This window comes from Candidatus Bathyarchaeota archaeon, from assembly GCA_030739585.1.
Taxonomy (GTDB): domain Archaea; phylum Thermoproteota; class Bathyarchaeia; order TCS64; family TCS64.
On record JASLYX010000003.1, the window covers coordinates 25786 to 44573 of the forward strand.

General features: G+C 51.5%; 20 protein-coding genes. 1 reads left to right on the forward strand and 19 read right to left on the reverse strand.

The genetic code is table 11. The features are described from left to right. Nucleotides 1–107: 107 nt before the first annotated feature. The 19 genes from QGG23_03665 to QGG23_03755 form a co-directional block, all read right to left on the reverse strand. Nucleotides 108–1181: a DNA primase large subunit PriL gene (locus tag QGG23_03665; GenBank protein ID MDP6048524.1), complete on the reverse strand. Its 1074-nt coding sequence runs from the start codon at nt 1179–1181 to the stop codon at nt 108–110. A gap of 85 nt (nt 1182–1266) precedes the next feature. Then, nucleotides 1267–1404, reverse strand: a complete 138-nt coding sequence (locus QGG23_03670; protein MDP6048525.1) for a hypothetical protein — start codon at nt 1402–1404, stop codon at nt 1267–1269. Nucleotides 1405–1799: 395 nt separating this feature from the next. Next, the gene (pcn, locus tag QGG23_03675; protein ID MDP6048526.1) at nt 1800–2552 is read right to left on the reverse strand and encodes a proliferating cell nuclear antigen (pcna); all 753 of its coding nucleotides are present in this window, start codon (nt 2550–2552) and stop codon (nt 1800–1802) included. 70 nt (nt 2553–2622) lie between these two features. Further along, nucleotides 2623–2946 carry a transcription factor S gene (locus QGG23_03680; GenBank protein ID MDP6048527.1) on the reverse strand — a complete coding sequence of 108 codons (324 nt, stop codon included), beginning with the start codon at nt 2944–2946 and terminating at the stop codon, nt 2623–2625. A gap of 573 nt (nt 2947–3519) precedes the next feature. Beyond that, a complete protein-coding gene (locus QGG23_03685) occupies nt 3520–3807 on the reverse strand; it encodes an RpoL/Rpb11 RNA polymerase subunit family protein (protein MDP6048528.1) in 288 nt (95 codons plus the stop codon). Continuing rightward, nucleotides 3804–4376: an exosome complex RNA-binding protein Csl4 gene (locus QGG23_03690; protein MDP6048529.1), complete on the reverse strand. Its 573-nt coding sequence runs from the start codon at nt 4374–4376 to the stop codon at nt 3804–3806. Before QGG23_03690 ends, QGG23_03685 begins: the two co-directional genes overlap by 4 nt. Nucleotides 4377–4640: 264 nt before the next feature. Beyond that, nucleotides 4641–5639, reverse strand: a complete 999-nt coding sequence (gene dph2, locus QGG23_03695; GenBank protein MDP6048530.1) for a diphthamide biosynthesis enzyme Dph2 — start codon at nt 5637–5639, stop codon at nt 4641–4643. 86 nt (nt 5640–5725) lie between these two features. Beyond that, nucleotides 5726–6217 carry a 50S ribosomal protein L16 gene (locus tag QGG23_03700; GenBank protein ID MDP6048531.1) on the reverse strand — a complete coding sequence of 164 codons (492 nt, stop codon included), beginning with the start codon at nt 6215–6217 and terminating at the stop codon, nt 5726–5728. Nucleotides 6218–6796: 579 nt separating this feature from the next. Beyond that, nucleotides 6797–7363: a DUF655 domain-containing protein gene (locus QGG23_03705; GenBank protein MDP6048532.1), complete on the reverse strand. Its 567-nt coding sequence runs from the start codon at nt 7361–7363 to the stop codon at nt 6797–6799. Nucleotides 7364–7398: 35 nt separating this feature from the next. Then, nucleotides 7399–7719, reverse strand: coding sequence for a hypothetical protein (locus QGG23_03710; protein ID MDP6048533.1), 321 nt, complete (start codon nt 7717–7719; stop codon nt 7399–7401). Nucleotides 7720–7730: 11 nt separating this feature from the next. Continuing rightward, nucleotides 7731–8021, reverse strand: coding sequence for a 50S ribosomal protein L21e (locus QGG23_03715; GenBank protein ID MDP6048534.1), 291 nt, complete (start codon nt 8019–8021; stop codon nt 7731–7733). Nucleotides 8022–8031: 10 nt separating this feature from the next. Further along, nucleotides 8032–9357 carry a signal recognition particle protein Srp54 gene (locus tag QGG23_03720; GenBank protein ID MDP6048535.1) on the reverse strand — a complete coding sequence of 442 codons (1326 nt, stop codon included), beginning with the start codon at nt 9355–9357 and terminating at the stop codon, nt 8032–8034. Nucleotides 9358–9625: 268 nt separating this feature from the next. After that, nucleotides 9626–9985 (reverse strand): C2H2-type zinc finger protein, encoded by a 360-nt coding sequence (locus QGG23_03725; GenBank protein MDP6048536.1) that lies wholly within the window; start codon nt 9983–9985, stop codon nt 9626–9628. A gap of 117 nt (nt 9986–10102) precedes the next feature. Beyond that, a complete protein-coding gene (locus QGG23_03730; protein ID MDP6048537.1) occupies nt 10103–11188 on the reverse strand; it encodes a uroporphyrinogen decarboxylase family protein in 1086 nt (361 codons plus the stop codon). 60 nt (nt 11189–11248) lie between these two features. Then, complete coding sequence (locus QGG23_03735) at nt 11249–12316, reverse strand: hypothetical protein (protein ID MDP6048538.1); 1068 nt, start codon at nt 12314–12316, stop codon at nt 11249–11251. Between the two features lie 16 nt (nt 12317–12332). Continuing rightward, nucleotides 12333–13406: an aspartate-semialdehyde dehydrogenase gene (gene asd / locus QGG23_03740; GenBank protein MDP6048539.1), complete on the reverse strand. Its 1074-nt coding sequence runs from the start codon at nt 13404–13406 to the stop codon at nt 12333–12335. Between the two features lie 11 nt (nt 13407–13417). Continuing rightward, nucleotides 13418–14854 carry an aspartate kinase gene (locus QGG23_03745; GenBank protein MDP6048540.1) on the reverse strand — a complete coding sequence of 479 codons (1437 nt, stop codon included), beginning with the start codon at nt 14852–14854 and terminating at the stop codon, nt 13418–13420. Beyond that, nucleotides 14847–16136 carry a threonine synthase gene (gene thrC / locus QGG23_03750; GenBank protein ID MDP6048541.1) on the reverse strand — a complete coding sequence of 430 codons (1290 nt, stop codon included), beginning with the start codon at nt 16134–16136 and terminating at the stop codon, nt 14847–14849. The genes QGG23_03745 and thrC overlap by 8 nt, the downstream gene beginning before the upstream one ends. Then, entirely contained in the window at nt 16137–17057 is a 921-nt protein-coding gene (locus QGG23_03755; protein MDP6048542.1) for a homoserine kinase, read from the reverse strand. A gap of 173 nt (nt 17058–17230) precedes the next feature. Between QGG23_03755 and QGG23_03760 the strand changes: the two genes are divergently transcribed. Then, nucleotides 17231–18376 carry an aldo/keto reductase gene (locus tag QGG23_03760; protein MDP6048543.1) on the forward strand — a complete coding sequence of 382 codons (1146 nt, stop codon included), beginning with the start codon at nt 17231–17233 and terminating at the stop codon, nt 18374–18376. Nucleotides 18377–18788 lie beyond the last annotated feature (412 nt).

An 18788-nucleotide genomic window follows, 5' to 3' on the forward strand; every position in this document is an offset into this window, starting at 1 on the left:
ACCTCACGAGATTGTCATACTTCCTGCAGAAATGAAGACCGTAATTGACAAGCCGTAAAGTCTTATCATTCTGCTCCTTGGCTCCTATCGCTCCCTTCTCCTGCACATTAATTATCCACGAGCGCTAAGTCCGCACTTTCCAGACTTTGTTTTCTCTGGATGTCCCTCACCTTTATTCTGTAAAAGTGTAAAGGATGCTTGGTGTGCTGACAGAGCCTCTCAGGGTTAATGCAAACGCTGTGGGTCTTGAATGTGGAACATGTGGGCGGCGTATATTTGGTCCGACCCCCCCTGAGCCCGGCTATGTGCTCTATCTGGTACCGAGTAAACTCCTCATCGAAATCTGTAACGGACATAAAGAGACTCACGATCTCGTCAATATCCATCCCCACATTGATCAGGAAAGACGTAAGGCCGAACCGCTCCATATGGCTGAGCCTCTTTCCCACCATAAGTCCCTCGTACGCATGCCGAATGCATGGGGGAAAAGCTTCGTTCACGAGTTTCGGGGGAAGATCACCCCCCATTAGTCTCATCCTATTCTCCTCGAAAATCTTCTTGAGGATCTCCACTTTAGCCCCAAGGGGACCGGGGAGAGATATCTGGCCGCGTTTTGAAACCAGATTTTTGATTCGCCCTTGGATCTCTTCCTGTAATAGCCTGCTTGCCTCCCTCCTTGTTAGAAGAACGTAACCTCCCTTCATAAGCCGGTTCACGATCTTCCACTTGGGCTCTCTGAAAACCGCAGCATTCCTCAGGTAATCACTAAAAAGCAACTCAAACTTATACACACGTCCGTCAAGCCTCTCGTCAACAAGTCTGAGGGTCCAACCGAATTCGAGTCTTGCGATCTTAGCCAATCGCTCCTCCGTCTCGTCTTTCAGGAGTCCTTGAGCCCTCACCGCCTCCGAGAGGGCATATCTTCTGAAGAGGAATTCCTCTCCCAAGGCGGTAACGAACATGTTGCCTACAGGAAAAGATAACAGCTCCATGATAGTGTCTTCTAGCTCGGAGGTAGTCTCACCGTTTATTATGGCCTGAGCGACTCGCTTCTCGGCCCGGTCCAGGACTTTTGCGTGTCCTGGATCCATAAGATCCTCTAAGGTTAGGTCTATGGCATGAACGAGTGTAACAGCGTTGTGGAGGAAAGGGTATTTAGCAGCCTCCCTCTCGGAGATCACTTTTGGGCCACTTCCAAACCTATGGAAACACGGGGGAATATTATCCTTTTCCCAAAAAGTGCCAGGCTAGATTGGACCTTTGACCCTAATAGAGGCTACACGCGTACCCTCGCTCAAGCAGTAGAATGCCATTTCCAAGCGTGTTCCTAGAGGTCGCCGTCCCTCTAGTCTCCGTGGTCTTGCTGAATATCAGTGCTACCGTTTTCTTTTCGAAAAGTAACATCAACAGGGATTACGAAAATAGATTCATTAGTTGAGTGAACTGGTCGGTCCCCTTCCATGTGAACGCTAATCCCTCCATCGACTTGATGGCAGTTATAACGCATCTGACATAGACATGTTGGGGGGGGTTAACGTGATAGAAAAAGAGGTAGAAAACAATTCTCTCAACGGGGATGATGTCAGTCATAAATGCGAACTACTCGGGTAGTGCATTCAGTCTTGCGCGCGCGTCAAATCCCTCTAGATCAGGTCTAACGAGGGCATTAATGGATCTTAGGAGATGCAAAAGCTCCATCATTAAAGGTATAAAAACAGAAGAACCGGACAATTTGAGATTCCTCTTGGCAATTTATGTTAACAAGTGAACCGTGAAAGTAAAGATTTATTACAGAAAAGTTAGACGCCGATACAGGGCGCCAAATAGTATAACAGATGTCCTTGGGGGAGCTCGAAATCCATCTTAATGGGCATATCTGTAGAGATCTCCAGGTTGGCGACCTCGCTGGATGCCGTGACTGCGTTAACGATGTCCTGGAGGTAGCTTAACGTGAAAGTGGCGCTCGCGGCCTCCTCCATTTTGATCTCTAAAAGTTCGTCAGAATCCTTCGCCCACTCGCTATGAGCGCTCCCCATATCCCCAGTGGCGTTCACTTTGAAGATGTCGCTCGCGACCTCCATCTTAACATGTTCACTTACCAGGGTAGAGTCCCTGATGGCCCTCCGGAGGCTCTGAGTTAGGATTCGCGCTGAAGCCTTGAAGAAAATCTTGGGCTGAGGTACCTCGTCGTCTAGGGGCTCTAGGATTGGCATAGAGAACCTGCGGGTGTGTCCACCCCTCTTACAGTGAATGTTCAGCCTAGCGTTGGGCTCATCTAGTCTAATCCGAACATTCTCGTCCTTATCTACTCTGTCAATGAACTTGAGGAACTCACCGATGTTCAGGGTGAGCCTATTCTCCCCCTCACAGATGTATTTGTCAAAGAACTCACTAGGGAGCTCAAAGTCTACCATGGCTACGTGGCTCGGGTCCATAGCTAGTAGCTTCATCTTGGCCCCGTCTATATTGAAAGTTCCCTCGTCGACGATGACCGATAATGCTTTTACCAGGTTTCGGAAGGTGTCGATTCGTGATAATTCTACTTCAAACAATGGAACCCCTCAGTTTTGATGGTGGTTATGACTATACTTAGGCATGGAGTTATCTAAAAAGATGCCCCCTTCAGGCATAGCTTCGCCATGTATGTGAACATTTGGTGCAGCGGAAGAATTGAGTGGCGCTCTCGTCGATGCCCCGGGTTTGAACCATCCACCAGAAGGCACTGGCGTTGTCACATTTTTGGCATTTGATCTTGGTCTGGGGGAGGACATTCAGATTCTTCTCCTTCGTGCCGATCATGATGATCTTTTCTTGGCCCTTGTTTTCTCTGGGGATGGATCTCTCGGCCTCAATCTGCTCTTCTGCCCCGCACTTTTTACAGACATACATCTTTTGATTAACGTCGAGTACAAGCATCGTTTCACACTCTGAACAGAATTTTACCAAGAATACCCTCCTGCTGCCAACCTCTACTCTAAAAAGTTATTTTTAAAGATTATGTTTGTTAATTTAGTTTGAATGAATCGGCTAAGAATCGGGCAATCCAAAAAACCACGAAGTATATATTATGGTTCTTGGACTGGACTTCAGGATTCTTGTTACTTTGTTCTCATCTACCTTGAATACGGGGGGGGCTTGGAACTTGCGTTTCGGCGAGGTGGCCTTGAATCATAAGGCTAGAGCGGGCTTCCCTGTCCTCAGAGATAATCTCTAGAAAAGCGATCTCTGCGCTGTCGTCAAAAAGGTCTCGGTGAAAGAGGATACCCCTTGTCTAAGGGTGATGGCCGGAGATTTTCGTCGCCCCGACTATATCTGTGGTTAGGGATTGGATCCCCAGAACTGGTCTTTAAGACTCCATCTAGCCAGTACTCCTCCCTAATACAACACTAACGGTTTCATAGATACTTTTAGGGAGGACTCTGAATGATGGGATCTGATGACCCGTATCTCTTTCTTGATTCTCTGAGTCTTTATCACACCTCTGAGGCATCAAATCTCTAAGGGCGTTTTTTCATGGTACTAGTTTCTCTTAGCGATCTCTGCCTTAAATTTCTTTAAAAAGTCTGCGAGGCCTTTCTTGGCATCTTTGGCGCCCCTGATGAGAACTCTATCGAAATCCGACCCCCTCTTCAGCGTGACATAAAATACGGACCTGTCCATTAAGGGGTGGGGACGGGAGTATCCTGCTAACTTTACGTTACCGATCCGGAGTAGGGAGCTCTGCAGTAGGTTGAGGAGAGTGTGTCCCTCACCACCGAACTCCAGCTGAAGCTGCTTCCCATTTACACTGACTTTGTTGAGCTTCACACGAGATCCTCCTTCCCGTAGGTGGATGCAATCTTTCTCCTCTCGCCCCGGTCACATTTAAGACAGTTGAGACGGCCCTGCTGCAGCTCCAAGATGGAACCGCACCTAGTGCAATAACCAAAGACCACACCATACTCAGGGCCCCTGACCGAGAGCAGGATCATCCTGTTCTTGGTATTGATTATCCTGGCTTTGATGATATCACTACTCTTCATGGCCATAGCCATATCTCTAGAGAACTCTCTCTCTACGCTACTGATGTGGATCTCCCCCGTCCACGGCTTGGCTATATTCTCGCCGTCTATCCTGAAAATATCCACCCTGGCGTCCCTCCTCATCACGGAACCTACCTCAGCCATAACGTCTGAGCCCTCCAAAGGGAGGATAAGATCCCTTGTCTTTTTTTCTACTTTAACGCGCCTGTCTATGAGGTCGTAATGGGCCCTCCCGAGCTCAGCGGATCGAACATCCCCATGCAGTTGATAGGCTCCTACCCCCTTTTGGAAGACCTCAATCACCGCTAGTTCCGCGCCGGGGAATACGTCCTTATCTTCCATCTTTTTCGCCATTGTTTTCGGAAACCCTTAGTTTTGTGTTGAATCCTTGAGTATGTTTGAACCCTCTATAGGATCGTTTGGTTAAACTTTGAGAGCTCAGGGCCTCTAATCGCTCCTCTTTTTAATAAACCCTATGATCTACCAAATCACATTGGATATTATCGCCAAATTCTATGCACGCGCGAAACGTTTAATCTCTTTTATAGCATCAGTAACTTTACTCACCCGCTTACTAAGACTAGTTAGAGTAGGAGACGTTTGTCCTTTTTCTTTTTGTTAGCTAGTTTCTAGATAGCCTTTGGCCCAGGAGTCTTCCCATGTTTTCTTGTTGAGAGAGATGAGGACCTCGTTTGGAGTGAGGGTGGGGCGGGTGGTGTCAGGGGGGTTATCAATAGCGATGCGGGGGCATGCGGTATCAACATAAGCTTGAGGCTCAGTGAAATTGGCGAGGGCGTCCGAGGTGATCATGTCAAGAAGAATGATAGAAGCTTGTCTACCGTGCTCTGTGAAGAGCCTCTGGAAGCGTCTGGCCAGGGGGATGTGACATTGTCCAGGCTTGGTGCTAACGAGGATGCCCCAGGTCTGAGCATTCCTAGCAGCGTGGATGGCTGCCATACGTTTCATGGCGAGGACTTTTACCTCCCGCTCAGGGAGCAATTGAGTTTCCATGGTGTAGGGGTTTGCAGTGGCAATGGGTTTCCCGGTAGTGGCGGCGAGGCCGAGTGGGTGAAATCTGCCGGCGCCGATATGGAGATATCCCTGTATGTCATCGGCAATGGCCCGGGCGGCAGTATAGTCACATCCTAGGACCTGACCGGGGTAGGTGGGGTTGCCGTTACCTATGGATATGAGAAGCCCGTTGGCTTGAAGGGTATCAGCGACCTCCCTAAGACGGTGGACGTGTTGGACAGTGGTGGTGAGACCGACTTGGGCCCAGTTCTTTATGAGGGGAAGGGCTTTCAGGGCGAGGGCGGGTGCGTCGAAGTCGTATGCTGCCTCGACGTATAGGACGGGAGTCTTAGATTTGATCATTAGGCTGTGACCATAGTGTACTATGAGGTCAGCCTCGATGGTCTGGGCCGGGATAAGGGCGAGATCGCATGCCCCGAAACAGGAGTCGCCGCTGATTATGATTTCTGCGCCGGTCTCCTCGGTGAGAGTCTGGGCCAGGGTGAAGGCGGTGGGGCGGAGGCCTGCGGGGACCTGAAGGAGGACCCTCGTGGCCTTACGTTCCTTAATTTCCCGAGCCACTCGATCCTGATCTAGGTTGTACATAGAGTCCACTGTGGGAGCTTGTGGGACTACCTGTTTTTATCCTTATCAGTGGGAAATCTGGGAGGTTGGACTCTGGGCTCAAAACTCTAATTTTTCTTGACGATTATCCTGCATGGAACAGGGAACTTGTCCTTAGCCCGTTTAAGGGCTGTTCTGGCGCTCTCGATGTTTTCCTCGTCTACCTTCGCGATGAGGATGGGCTTGTTCATCTTGAGCCGAGCCGCAGTGCCGACAGCTTTACCATAGGCCTTCTTCATGCCTTCCTGAAATCGGTCTGCCTGGGCAACGTTAAGGCGTTTGTGCTCCCTTAGGACCTGATGAGGGAAGGGCACTATTTTCAGGAAAAAGTTTTCTCTTCCTAGTGGTTCAAGAGTTCGGTTGGCCGCGATGCGAGCAGACTCTAGGGCGTTGTGGCGGATTTGCCCCGCCTTGAGATTGCGAAGCTCGACAGTATAATTAAACTCCTTGTTAGGATTACCCATGGTGAACTTTACGATCTTGCTGCCGGGTATGCCACCCATATACTCTCGACGGGCGTATGACATATTCTTCTTGACGCGGAAGTTGCTGGCGTTCATCGTTACCGTGATGCTGGAGAGGTTGAGTCTTAAAAACTTGTTGGAGGAGTTGAAGTATATATTTTCTTAGAATTTGTTACTTAAGAGCCTATTTTTTATTTAAGTTCAGATCGATTTGGAGCGCTTAATGGGTCCTTTTGGCATTTGGTGGTGTTTTCTTAGGTGATCTCTAAGACCCCCCTCCCTCTATTGTACAATATAGAAAATGTGTAAGAGAAGAGATCTTTATATTTGATTGATCGGATTAAAATAGTCCAGAATCATCAAGATCAAAAGAGAAGGTTATCTAACTAATCCCCCTTTACTTTGATGTTTGTTGACATTTTTCCATTCAGCGACTTCTTGAGTTGCCATATCCTGTCAGGAGATATGCGGGGAAAAGGGCGGTCACTGCTTCTAGGAGGCCAGGGTTACAATTCAACAGGAAAACTAACTGATTCCAATTGGGTTTGGAATCGCGCTCCTCGAAACCGCATTCGGCAAGGAAACATTCCTGAACCAAGCTAGTGAGGTATTGTGCATCTCTCCTACAGGTAGATCTGCCTGCTTCTGAGGTTTGTTTCAGACAGCAAGCGTACTCTAAGCAGAACGGACAAAGAGCTGGTATTTTTCCTCCTCAGAAAGCTCCTTGATGATCCTGCGACCAAGCAGCTTCACAGGGTCCGTGAGGTTCACCCTGCCCTGGAGGTCCTCGAACCCATTGAAGGGTTTCCTCTCCCTCTGCTCTATGATTTGCCACATAAGCCGCTTCCCGATGCCTGGGATTAGCGATATAGCGTGCATCCTGGGGGTCAGGGACTGGGAGTTGTTGAAGAAATGGATGAATCGAAGCTCGTCAGCCTTAATTATCGTCTCTAATATGACGGGGAGCTCAGCCCTCGCCTCCGATGTAAGCTTATGGTAGCTGATGCGCCCCAGAATGTGCTCCACTTTGGTACGCCCCTTTTTCCCTACATAGATCCGCTCCCCCTGGGGGAACCTCGTGTCCTTGTGGGGGACGGCCTCGAGAAGGGTGAAGAAGGAGTCTCCGATGATCTGAATCACTTCCCGCCCTGGAAACTGTGACCGATGTACCCCTAACCTGCCGTGGGTGAACTCATCGAGAACGTATGCGTATTCCTCGTACTTTTTGGGGGATCTTAGCATAGGGCTTACCGGACCTAAAGTATATTGTTAACTACTTATTGGGACCTGTATTTCTCAATTATCCCCAATATAGTCGTCATTAGGCCCTCAGCGATGATCCGGCGCCGCCCCAAAAAGGTCCTTATCTCGCCGATGCTCTCCGGGAGAGCGTTCACGATCTGGACTGCTAAGGTCCTTTCTATGCCTATCTTCATAAGATCATCCAGCATGGCCTTCCCCCGATCGGCCTCCAATTTGCTGAATCTCACAGTGTAGTCGTGGACTCTTCTCTGTAATGGATCCAGATCATCGATACCGGCCTCTAGCAGCTTCTTCACTTCTGCGACAGTGATAGGCTTCTTTTCTTTAATGGACAAAATCGAGAACCTCAACTATGCCTCTGGATATGCTCTCGGCGGGCGATCACAAGCTTAGACGTCTTCCTCTGAGGGATGTCAAGGACGAACGCGTTTCCCCTCTTTTCCACCACCGTCGCGACCTTCCCCTGGAACCGTTTATGGGGCATCCCCTTCTGGATCGCTGGGTCTATATTGATAACCACCTTATCCCCCAAATCATACTCAACAAGGAGCCTGCTGAGGCCTAACTTACCTTTTTCCCTCACCCTCTTGGTGAGGACACTGCGGCTTTTTCTTCGCGGTCCACGTGATTTAGGCATTGAAACAACCTCATCCGAACTTGAAGGGCAGCCTATTGAGCATTCTCCGTCTACCCTTTAGCTGCCGGAACATCTTACGCACCGCGTTATACTGCTTTATAAGTTCTCTTACTTCTTTCTCGGTGGTCCCGGAGCCCTGGGCGATCCTCCTGACCCGGGAGGCGTTAAGGATCTTGGGGGTCTCCCGCTCTCCAGGGGTCATGGAATCGATGATGTACTTCCACCTGTCCATCCGCTCCTCTGCCATTTCAAGTTGAGCCTCCGGAAGCTTATAACTGAAACCCGGAACCATACTGAGGACCTTCTGGAGGGGGCCCATGCTCCTCATCGCCTCGAACTGATGATACATATCCGAGAGGGTGAACTTTCCGGATAGTATAGAGTTGATATCCTTCTGAGAAAAATCCACCTCCGCCTCTTTCACCTTTGTGACGAGACTCTCGATATCCCCCATCCCCAATAGTCTACCGATGAAACGACTCGGGACGAAAGCCTCCAAGTCATCGATCTTTTCCCCAATGCCGATAAATTTAATGGGGGCCCCTGTTGCTGCGACGCTACTCAGGGCGCCCCCGCCCCTGGCGGAGCCGTCAAGCTTCGAGACGATGATGGAGCCCACCTTGGTGGCTTTTTGGAAGGCCGAGGCCTGAACCGTCGCCTGCTGCCCAATAGTGCCGTCCAGAACTAGTACGATCTCTTGGGGATTAACGGCTTTGACGATTTGCTGCATTTCGACAATAAGGGACTTTTCCTCCTTATGGCGCCCCGATGTATCTAGGATCACTACTTCATAATCACGGAACTTTTTAACTCCGTCTCCAGAGATCTTGATGGGGTCATGGTTCCCAGGCGCCCCATAGAAGTCCACGTTTATAGATTCGGCGAGCTGCTGGAGCTGGTCATGAGCCCCGGGCCTAAAGGTGTCGGCGCAGATGAGAGCAGGCTTCAGCCCCCTTTTCTGGAAGTAGCGGGCCAGCTTGGCGGCATGGGTGGTCTTCCCGGAACCCTGGATCCCAATGAGCATGATGATATTCTGCCTGCCGGGACGGATATCAAACTGACGGGGCCTTTCCCCTACCAAGTTTGTGAGACTGTCGTAGACCGTCTTCACGACGTGCTCCCGGCGGCTGATGCCGGGAGGCAGCTTTTCGTCGAGGGCCAGCTGCTGGATCTCCTGGCTCAACTCCATAACGAGTTGGACGTTAACGTCAGCCTGGAGTAAGGCCCTCTGGAAGTCTCTTACAAGCTCCTTAACTAGGTCTTCATCCACCACCGCTGCCCTGAAAACCTTCTGGAGGGCATCGTAAAGGCTCGAGCCCAACTTCTCCAGTACCATATGCGGCTCTTTCCCTGCGTATTGGTATTTAAACCAGACCCTTGTAAAGATTTTCTAACAAATTGTTGTCTTCATCCTAAACGGGATTAAAACAAATAATCAAATGATGATTCATATGTGGCATTCCGAGTAAATTGGAATGATAAAACCCTACAAGGATTACAGAGCGCGGTAGACTCGCGCGCGCGGGGAATATCTTGAAGAAGAGGAGCCAATGTATCAGTAATGCAGCCGTCTTTAAATATGGTCATACGGAACAATGGTTTTTTCAGCTAGAATTTTCCTTGGTCTTTTTCTTCTTTTTAGGGGGTATCTTCGTTTTAGTTGCTATCCTTTTTTCCTTCGGTTTATCTTTATTGTGGACCATACGAACGTGCTGCCTCATTCCCAGCATGGTTTTAAACCCTTTCTCGCAGACAGGGCAGAGATGACTGATCTCAGAGATCTCCACTTCCTTCCCAAGGAGTTCCTTCCGCATCTTGGTGATAAGCCGCTCGCCTTGAGCGTATGTGAGCCCACCTTTCTTCAAAGTAAGCCCCACGGTAATGCTGAAGGAGTTAAACTTGCCTTTGTTTCTCTCTAGGCTGACCTCTCCCACGATCCCCTTGATCTTCTCGTTGGCCTCCAATCATTCACCCCAGAAATCCAAAAAGCTCGATGCTTCAAAATCTCAATGTGAACTAGCTTAAAAAAAATTCTGTTGTAGGCTTTATGGATCCGCGAAGCAGAGAAATCGCGTGCGCCCTTAACTCTTGTATTTACCGTACTTTTCTACGGCCCGAGCCACGGCATTATAGTTCTCTACAGGCGTAGACGCGTTCAGGGTACATCCAGGACCCACAATGAAGCCTCCACCCCTACCAGCCCTGTCAATGGCGTCCTTAACCGCTACCTCCACTTGATGAGGGGTTCCCTCAAAGAGAGTTTTCTTCCTGTCGATTCCCCCAACGATGCAGAATTTGCCCCCGTAGATCTCCTTTGCCCTCTCTACAGGTGTAAAAAGGGCGTTGTCCCAGTTGATGGCGTCCACCGGGTAGTTCTTGAACCAGCCCTCCTCCATGTAGCCCCCGTTCCTCTGGGGGTCCTCACCTCCCGCGCTGCAGATATGGAGGAGCTTTACAGGGGCATCGCTGATAGCTTCCAGTACCATCTTATCGTATCCTAAGGCGTACTCCTCGAGTTGCTCGCGAGTCATACGGGACCAGAACTTACCCCCGCCGCCGATTCCGAAGAAGACCCCTGTAGCCCCCTCGGCAATCACCTCCTTCGCGAAGTCTATAGTGGTCTGGGTTATGGTCTCCAGCCCCTCCCTGAGGGCGTCTGGGTTCTCCACCATGTCCTTATAGACCCTCTCGGGATTCGAAACGCCGTGGAGGGCTTGGACGATGGGGCTGGGAATGGTGTAGATGAAGGGCATCCCATACAGCTCCTTGGAGAGGATCTCTACGCATCTTAGGGATTCCCGGAGCTCCTTCCGGGGATCCAGTACCCAGAGCTTCTCCCAGTCACTAGAGGTTTTTACAATGACGTCAATCGTTGGAGGTGACTCGTTGTTGTCCTCCCAACGGAACTTGGAGCCCCATTGACAGGCCATGAACCTGTAGAACGGGGTAACCTTGAGAAGGTCCATCTTGTAATCCAGGGATCTTAGGAGGGCTAGGTGGGCCCGAGCGGACTCCTCGCCGTCCCTGTTCGCCTTCTCCCAGCTGTAGTACTTGAGAAAGGGGACAGCTGGAAAGTGGCCCCAGAGGGCCCAGGGAACCCTGTCCGGGACCCCTAGACGCATCGTTACCATGATTCGCTCATACCTATCAGACTCCATAACAATCATAGATGGAGTCCCTCCCTGATTGAAAAAGCCCTCGAAAGAGAGGATGAAAAAAATGGTACCTTAATACACGTTCTCAGCTACGTTCCGGAGACCTCGGATCAGACCGGATGCAGTCTCTGTTGGTCCCGCCCCAGGACCTATAATGGAGACGGGTCTTGTCCATCCCTTTGGGTAGAGCGTCAGCACGTTATCAGAGTCCCTGCTACTAGTAATGGGGTCGTTCGCTGGGAACTTTGTGAATTCTATAGAATATATCCTCTTGACAAGATCCGCGGTCCCTACATACCAGATAACATCTCCGTTTATTCTGGCGTCCTCGAACCTTGTCCCCAAGGAGTGGTCGAGGTCCCCAAGACTCTCTAGGAACTCCCCGAGGGGCAGCGCCTTAAGGTGTGGGGGCACCAGGTTTTGGATCTCCACATCATTGATTTCAACTGCCTTCCCGCATGTTCTTATGAGGATCACAAGCTTCCTCCCAAAGTCAAGACCCCCCAGATCAACCCGAGGGTCCGGCTCTGTGTAACTCCGCGGGGGCTCCATGGCAGCTTTGACTGCGGAGGAAAGAGTATGCCCCTGGTTCAGTCTCTGGGATATGAAGCTCATGGTCCCGCTGAGGCATCCCATGAAACGGTTCACGCCATTTGATCCCATCTCCATGATCACGTCGGGTATCCTCATACCGGCCCCCACGGTGGTCCCGAAGTCAAGAATCCGCCCCTCTTTCCTCGCCTTGGAAACCAGTTTCTCGTACTGACCATAATGTACATCCGCTATCGGGATCTTGTTCGCAGTCACCACTGAGGTGTAATTCAGAGATCGGTTGATCAGATCGAAGGTCTGACTCGCGGTTGCATCCACAAGTGCATCGACATAATAATTGCCCAGAGCCTCCCCAACGCCCTCAAGATGATCCGAGGTTCCCCAGTGGTCTAAAATGGAACTTCCAGACTCTTTAAGTCGGATAATCTCAGCGATCTCGCTGTCCGCGAAGCCCTCTTTCTTGGCGACAGCTCCGCTGCTATCCCCAAGGACCACAAACTTGAATCTGAGGTCGCCATGAGTTGCCTGGAGGAGGGCTCTGCCTATTGTGCCCACGCCAAGGAGAGCGACTTTCAATGGTTCCGCCATCTGTTGTTTCATCTCTCTAGAGATATCCTTTGACCTTAAGGAACTCGGCTGTGTTAACGACTCCCGCCCCAGCTCCTTTCTCTAGGTTATCACTAGTTACAATATATGTGAAACCGTTCACTAAAACGGGATTCTCTTGCAGCCTTCCAACCTGAGTCACCATATAACCCTGCTCTCTATGGAGCCTAGGCTGGGGCATGTCCTTCTCGTCGAAAACTAGGATGGACCTCTCTGGGGTTGATGGAAGCCCAAGCCTCTGTGGCTCTGACTCGTACATCACAAGTACCGCCTTAATTTGATCTAGGGTTGCAGGCTTCTCCGTCTCGACGTCTACCACCTCAGTATGGACCTTGTCGACGTAGACCCTAGTACATGTAGCGTGGATATCAATCCCAGCGTTGACGATCTTTCCATCTGCGATGCTCCCCAAGATCTTGTTAGTCTCCCTGACAACTTTTTCCTCCTCCCCCTCAATATAGGGGTATACGTTCATCTCTACCTTTGCCCGATAGGGGGAGTCAATCCTGAGGCCCTTCTCCCCTGCCCCAGAAAGGCTCTGCATAGAGATCATCCTCACTCTCTTCACCCCGAAGGCGTCCATGATGGGCTTCAGGGTCGCGACAAGTCCCACCGTCGTGCAGTTCGGTCCTGGAACAATGTACCCCTTCCACCCCCGGTTCCGGCGCTGCACGTCGATAAGAGCTATGTGTTTGGGGTTGACATCAGGAATCAGCACCGGGACATCGTCCTCATACCTATAGGCCGAGGCTGTGCTAAACACCGGGATGTGTGCAGCGAATTTTGCTTCGAGTCCTTTCGCAACCCCCGAGGGGAGGGCAGTAAAAGCTAGGTCATAATTCAGAGGATCGATCTCATCCACGTTCAGAACCGTCATGTTGCGGACTTTGTCTCCCGGTGTCTTCTCAAAGAAAACGGCTTCCTTTATAGCGTCTCCGTATCTCTTTCCAGCGGACCTGCTGGACGCTGCCAGGGCATCTATCTTGAACCAAGGGTGGTCGGTAAGGGATTCTACGATGTTCTGACCTGCAGCTCCGGTTGCACCCAGGATGCATGCCCGTTTTATTGTCATTCTATTCTACCTCAGTTGAAAAATTCACTGTAAAGCGCGGTCACCGCGATGGGGATATCCCTATCGTCGACGCTGAACCGAATGATGTTCTCTCCATAGGGCTGGGTGGCTTGCTCGATGTTAACCCCATTGAGGCCAATGGTGCCCGTCACCCTGCTAAGAAGACCCTTCACCCCCTTCATCCCTGAGCCCACCATGCTGAAAGTGCCCTTGGGGCCGTCCAGTGAGGAGAGATCTAGGGCGACGTCAAGGTTTTCCAGCGCCTCGATGGCCTTGGTGAGATCTAGCTTAGGCATAAGGAGGGAGATCTGAAACCCTGATATTGATATGTATCGGACATCCACCTTCTTCTCCGCGAGGGACCCAAAGACTTTCGCGTAGACCTCGGTAGGTGTGCGGGATTGGGTGGGAAGAAAACGGAGCCCCGAGAGGTTCCTCTGGAACGTGATGGCCTTTGGCCTCCCAGACCAGGTCTCGTCATGGTTACCGTCCTCAGGGCCGATAACTGTGCCGGGGTTCTCGGGGTGGAGAATGTCCTTGATGTGGAACCTGATATCGCCCATAATCAGAGGATTGAGCACCTTATAGTGAACTACCTTTATCCGCTCCTCCCTCATCATCTCCGAGGCCTCAACGTAGGTGAGGTAGGGCACCACCTTCGGCTCCGGGAGATTCTCAAGCGCCCCGTTAAACTGGGGCATTTGCTTTACCTCATCAAGGAACTGGGGGTCAATGGTCATAATACCCTTCTGATCCACGTACTTGATTACCTGGTTGGCCCCAAGACAGAAGGCGACACAAACTGCAGTGTCGTCTGTACCCCCCCTCCCGAGGATGGAAACCCTGCCGGACTCGCTCCTACCTGAAAAACCTGCTATTAAAGGAACCATTGGAACCCTGAGACAGCCTTCTAGCTCTTGGAGAATCTTCTTTCTGGTTTTGTCTAGGTCTACTAGAGCATCCCGATAGTTCTCGTCGGTGACTAGGATATCTTCTCCAGCGAAGCACTCGTGCTTCACCTCCCTCGCAAAGAGATGCTCGGATAAGATAAAGCTAGAGAACCTCTCCCCTCGTGATATAGTAAAGGCAAAGGTAGAGTCATTTAGCTCCCCCGAGGTCTCAACGTATCCCAAGACGTGCTCAAGGTTCTCGAACTCCTCCATGAGAGCGGGCGGCAGGTTGTCAGGGTCTGGCAAGAGGTCGATGTGCTCCTTGACCATGTTTTTAATTAAGAGCCCATAGTCTATCTCACAGCCGTCCTTAACTCCTTCCACAATCTCAACAATACGGTCGGTGACACCCTTTACGGCGGAGACCACTGGGATGGGGAGGTTCCCCTTAGCCAACTCTCCAGCCACGATGTCCGCTACCCGCTCAAAGTCTTGAGCGTCCTTGAGGATTGACCCCCCAAATTTAAATACCCTATAATCCATCGCAGCTTCACTCATTCCTTGAACCTATAAGAGCTCGGTTATTCAGAACCGCTTCAACGCTCGCGAGATCAGCGTTCACAACCATGGCGGTATTGGCAAACCTGGGTCTGACCCCATCAATAACTCCGGTGTGGTAGTTGACTGTAGCCCCAGGATCCTTGAGTAGATTTCCCGTAAGGACGCAGACCACGTCATCCTCGGGATTGATGATTCCAACGTCCACCAGCTTCCTCGCCCCCGCGACTGAGGCGGCTGAGGCTGGCTCACACCCAACGCCGCATCGTCCCACTACCGCCTTGGCGTCCATTATTTCCTGATCTGAAACCTGCTCCACAACCCCGTTAGTCTCCTCAATAACCCTGATGGCCTTCTTCCAGCTCACAGGGTTCCCGATCTTAATGGCGGAAGCCACGGTGTGAGGCTCTATGGGGATCAGAGACTCCTCTCTTTCCGCCCAGAGACTATAGAATGGGTTGGCCCCCTCAGCTTGGATCGAGGCGAGGCGGGGCATCGCGTCAATGAGCCCTTGAGACTTTAGTTCCCTAAGGGCCTTGCCAAAGGCCGACGTATTCCCTAGGTTCCCAGCAGGAAGTACGATCCAATCAGGGGACTCCCACCCCCTCTGCTGGATAAGCTCGAATATTATGGATTTCTGCCCTTCGATCCTCCAAGGGTTTACAGAGTTGAGGAGATAGAGCCCTAGTTCCGCAGAGGCTTCTTGGACGAGCCACATCGCGGCATCAAAGTCCCCCCGAACTTGAAGCACAGTTGCCCCGTAGCTTAGGGCCTGGGCTAGCTTGCCGTAGGCGATCATCCCTTCGGGGATAAAAACGATGCAGTTCATCCCGTTGGTAGCCGCAAAGGAAGCGAGGGAAGCCGAGGTGTTCCCCGTAGAGGCACATGCTACGGAGGAGACCCCAAGGCGCGCAGCCTCGGAGATCCCCACAGTCATCCCCCGGTCCTTAAATGAGCCGCTTGGGTTCTCCCCCTCATGCTTGACAGTGATCTTCCTTATCCCTGTGTATTCCTTGAGACGTTGATGTGCGTAGATGTTGGTGTTGCCCTCTTGCCTAGAGACAATCCAACTCATATCTAGCCCTGAATAGACAAGCTCCTTGAACCGCCACACTCCACTCCTGTACGGGCCGCTACGTTGCGAGAGCCTCTTGTCGAAGATAGCTCTATCCATCCAGGGGAATTCGTGCACCACCTCCAGGAGACCCCTGCACTTGCATCTCAGCCGCAGTCCCAGCTCAAAGTTTCGGCCGCAGTCCACGCACATGAATCTTGAGACCATCTAGATCACCCTTGCACCCTGCCTACTTGGCCGGGTTAGATAGATTTCGCTTGCGACCCCCGCCCCCTCAAAGGCCTCGGCCATCGCCATTCCTACCTGGGCGGCATCCCCCCCAACGGCGAAAAGGGAGGGGCCTCCTCCAGAGATGGAGCAGCCGTGGGCGCCTGAGTCTAGGGCGGCCTGCTTAACCTTCCAGAAGTCTGGTATCATCTCAGCCCGCCTCGGCTCCACCAAGTTGTCGCTGATACTATTCCCGAAAAGCTCGATGTCACCTATAGCAATAGCAGCCGCCATCCTAGAGGCGTTGCCCACATTATGGACCGCGTTCTTAAGCAGGACCTTCTTGGGGAGGAGGGACCTTGCGAGCCTTGTCTTGTTCTCGTAGTGGACGTCAGGAACCACCACCACGATATCGAACATAGGGGGTTCCAGGCGTACCACATCATACTCTGCGCCCACCATCACGAATCCCCCTAGTAAGGAGGCTGAGACATTGTCCGCGTGGGGGCTACCTGCTACGGCTGCCTCTCCTTGAGCGGCGAGCCTCACTGCCTCGCTGGCTGAGAGCTCTAGCTCTAGTAGCTGGATTGAGGCATATGCTGCTCCAGCTGCGGAAGCGCCTGAAGAGCCCATCCCTTTTCCAGGGGGTACTCCCTTCTCTATTTTGACAACGAACCCATCGCTTGAATCATAAGTGTCTAGCACGTGTTGAAGGACGGCTCCAGCGCTGTTCTTGTCGGGGTCTGCGGGGATCAAAGTCGCCATTTCATCTCCCATGATGACTTTGACTCCGGGATCAGGGACTAGTTCCACCGTCAGGGTGTCCCCTATTCCGTCGAGGGCGATTCCGAAAACGTCGAAGCCCGGGCCGAGGTTTGCAATGGAAGCGGGAGAAAACACCCTAATCTGTTTGGTACTCACCTGGCAACTCCAGCACCTAACACCGTTAGATCCATTCGCTTCAAGTATAAATCTTGTGGGTTTAGTTGGCTGGAATGAGAGAGTTTAGTTAAAGAGAAACCAACACTCGGGAAGATTTGGGAATGTCTATAAGGAAACGTCAAGATGATAACATTGACTCTAGGGGATTTTTCTTGAGATATCGCAAATTTGGGAAACTTGACTGGAAGGTCTCTGCCTTGGGATTTGGGGCCATGAGACTCCCCGTGCTTGACAGGGACAGCTCTAAGATTGATGAGCCCGAGGCCATCAAGATGATACGCCACGCCATCGACTGTGGTCTCAACTACGTGGACACCGCCTATCCCTACCATGGTGGCAACAGCGAGAGGCTCGTAGCAAAAGCTCTCAAAGACGGCTACAGGCAGAAGGTGGCTCTCGCCACTAAGATGCCTCTCCGACACGTTGAGACTCACGAGGACTTTGATCGACTTTTGAACGAGCAATTAGACAAACTCGAAACGGATCGTATCGATTTTTATCTTCTTCATGCACTCAGACGGATGAGTTGGCCTAAAGTTCGGGACCTTGGGATAATCGCATGGGCCGAGGAGAAGATTTCTGAGGGTAAGATCGGACATTTCGGCTTCAGTTTCCATGATACATTCGAGATGTTCAAGGAGATCGTTGACGCCTATGACGGATGGACTTTCTGCCAGATCCAGTACAACTATATGGATACCGAGTCTAGCAGCAAGGCCCCAGGGATCAAAGGGCTCAAGTACGCCGCCTCTAAGGGGCTCGCGGTCATCGTCATGGAGCCAATCCAAGGAGGGCGCTTAGCAATGGCCCCTCCTGTAGAGATCCAGAGGATCTGGAATGAGGCCGAGACAAGGAGGACTGGGGCAGAGTGGGCGCTCCAGTGGGTCTGGAACCAGCCTGAGGTTGCTGTAGTCCTCAGCGGCATGAGTATTATGCGCCATGTCGAGGAAAACCTGGTGAGCGCGGGGCGTTCCGGTCCGAAGACCCTTACGGAGAAGGAGCTAGTCCTCGTGAAGAGAGTTAAGGGAAAGTACAACGAACTCGGATACATTGGCTGTACCAAATGCAACTATTGCCAGCCATGTCCCGAGGGAGTCCTCATCCCCGATATAATCGAGGTCCTTAACCAGAACTACACCAGCATGATGGAGGAGACGAGATCAGCCTACCATATTGCGATCCCCGTGGAGGGAAGGGCTAGCCTCTGTGTGGCGTGTGGAGAGTGCGAGGAGCAGTGCCCCCAAACCCTCCCCATCACAAGCCTCATGCAGGGGACCGCAAGGTCTCACGATAAATAAGCCCGGAGATCGGATTCATTGCCGAGATAGGGTACAGCCCCTCAAAATATGGAATAGAGGTATTGATCCAGTGCATGGTCCTTTAACTTCATCGTCATAATATTGCCGTCAATACCCTGGGGGTCAGTGCGCCACCAGGCTTGAGGTTGAAACCCGGCGAGATGACTCTCGAGGAATCCCAGCATATGCCTGAAAAAGTAAGGAGACTATATGCTGACGACGACTCCATGGCTGAGGCATTCTCTAAAGCGTGGTCATTCATCGCTCTACTGGATGAGCGGAGTGTTACGGGTCAACGGTTCAGCACAAAGTTTCTAGCAGATTATCTGGGGAAGAACGGGTGGGAGGCAGCTCTCGCGAATTGGACCCGCAAACCCACAAGGCGGTATACGTATCCTATGACTTCCCGGAG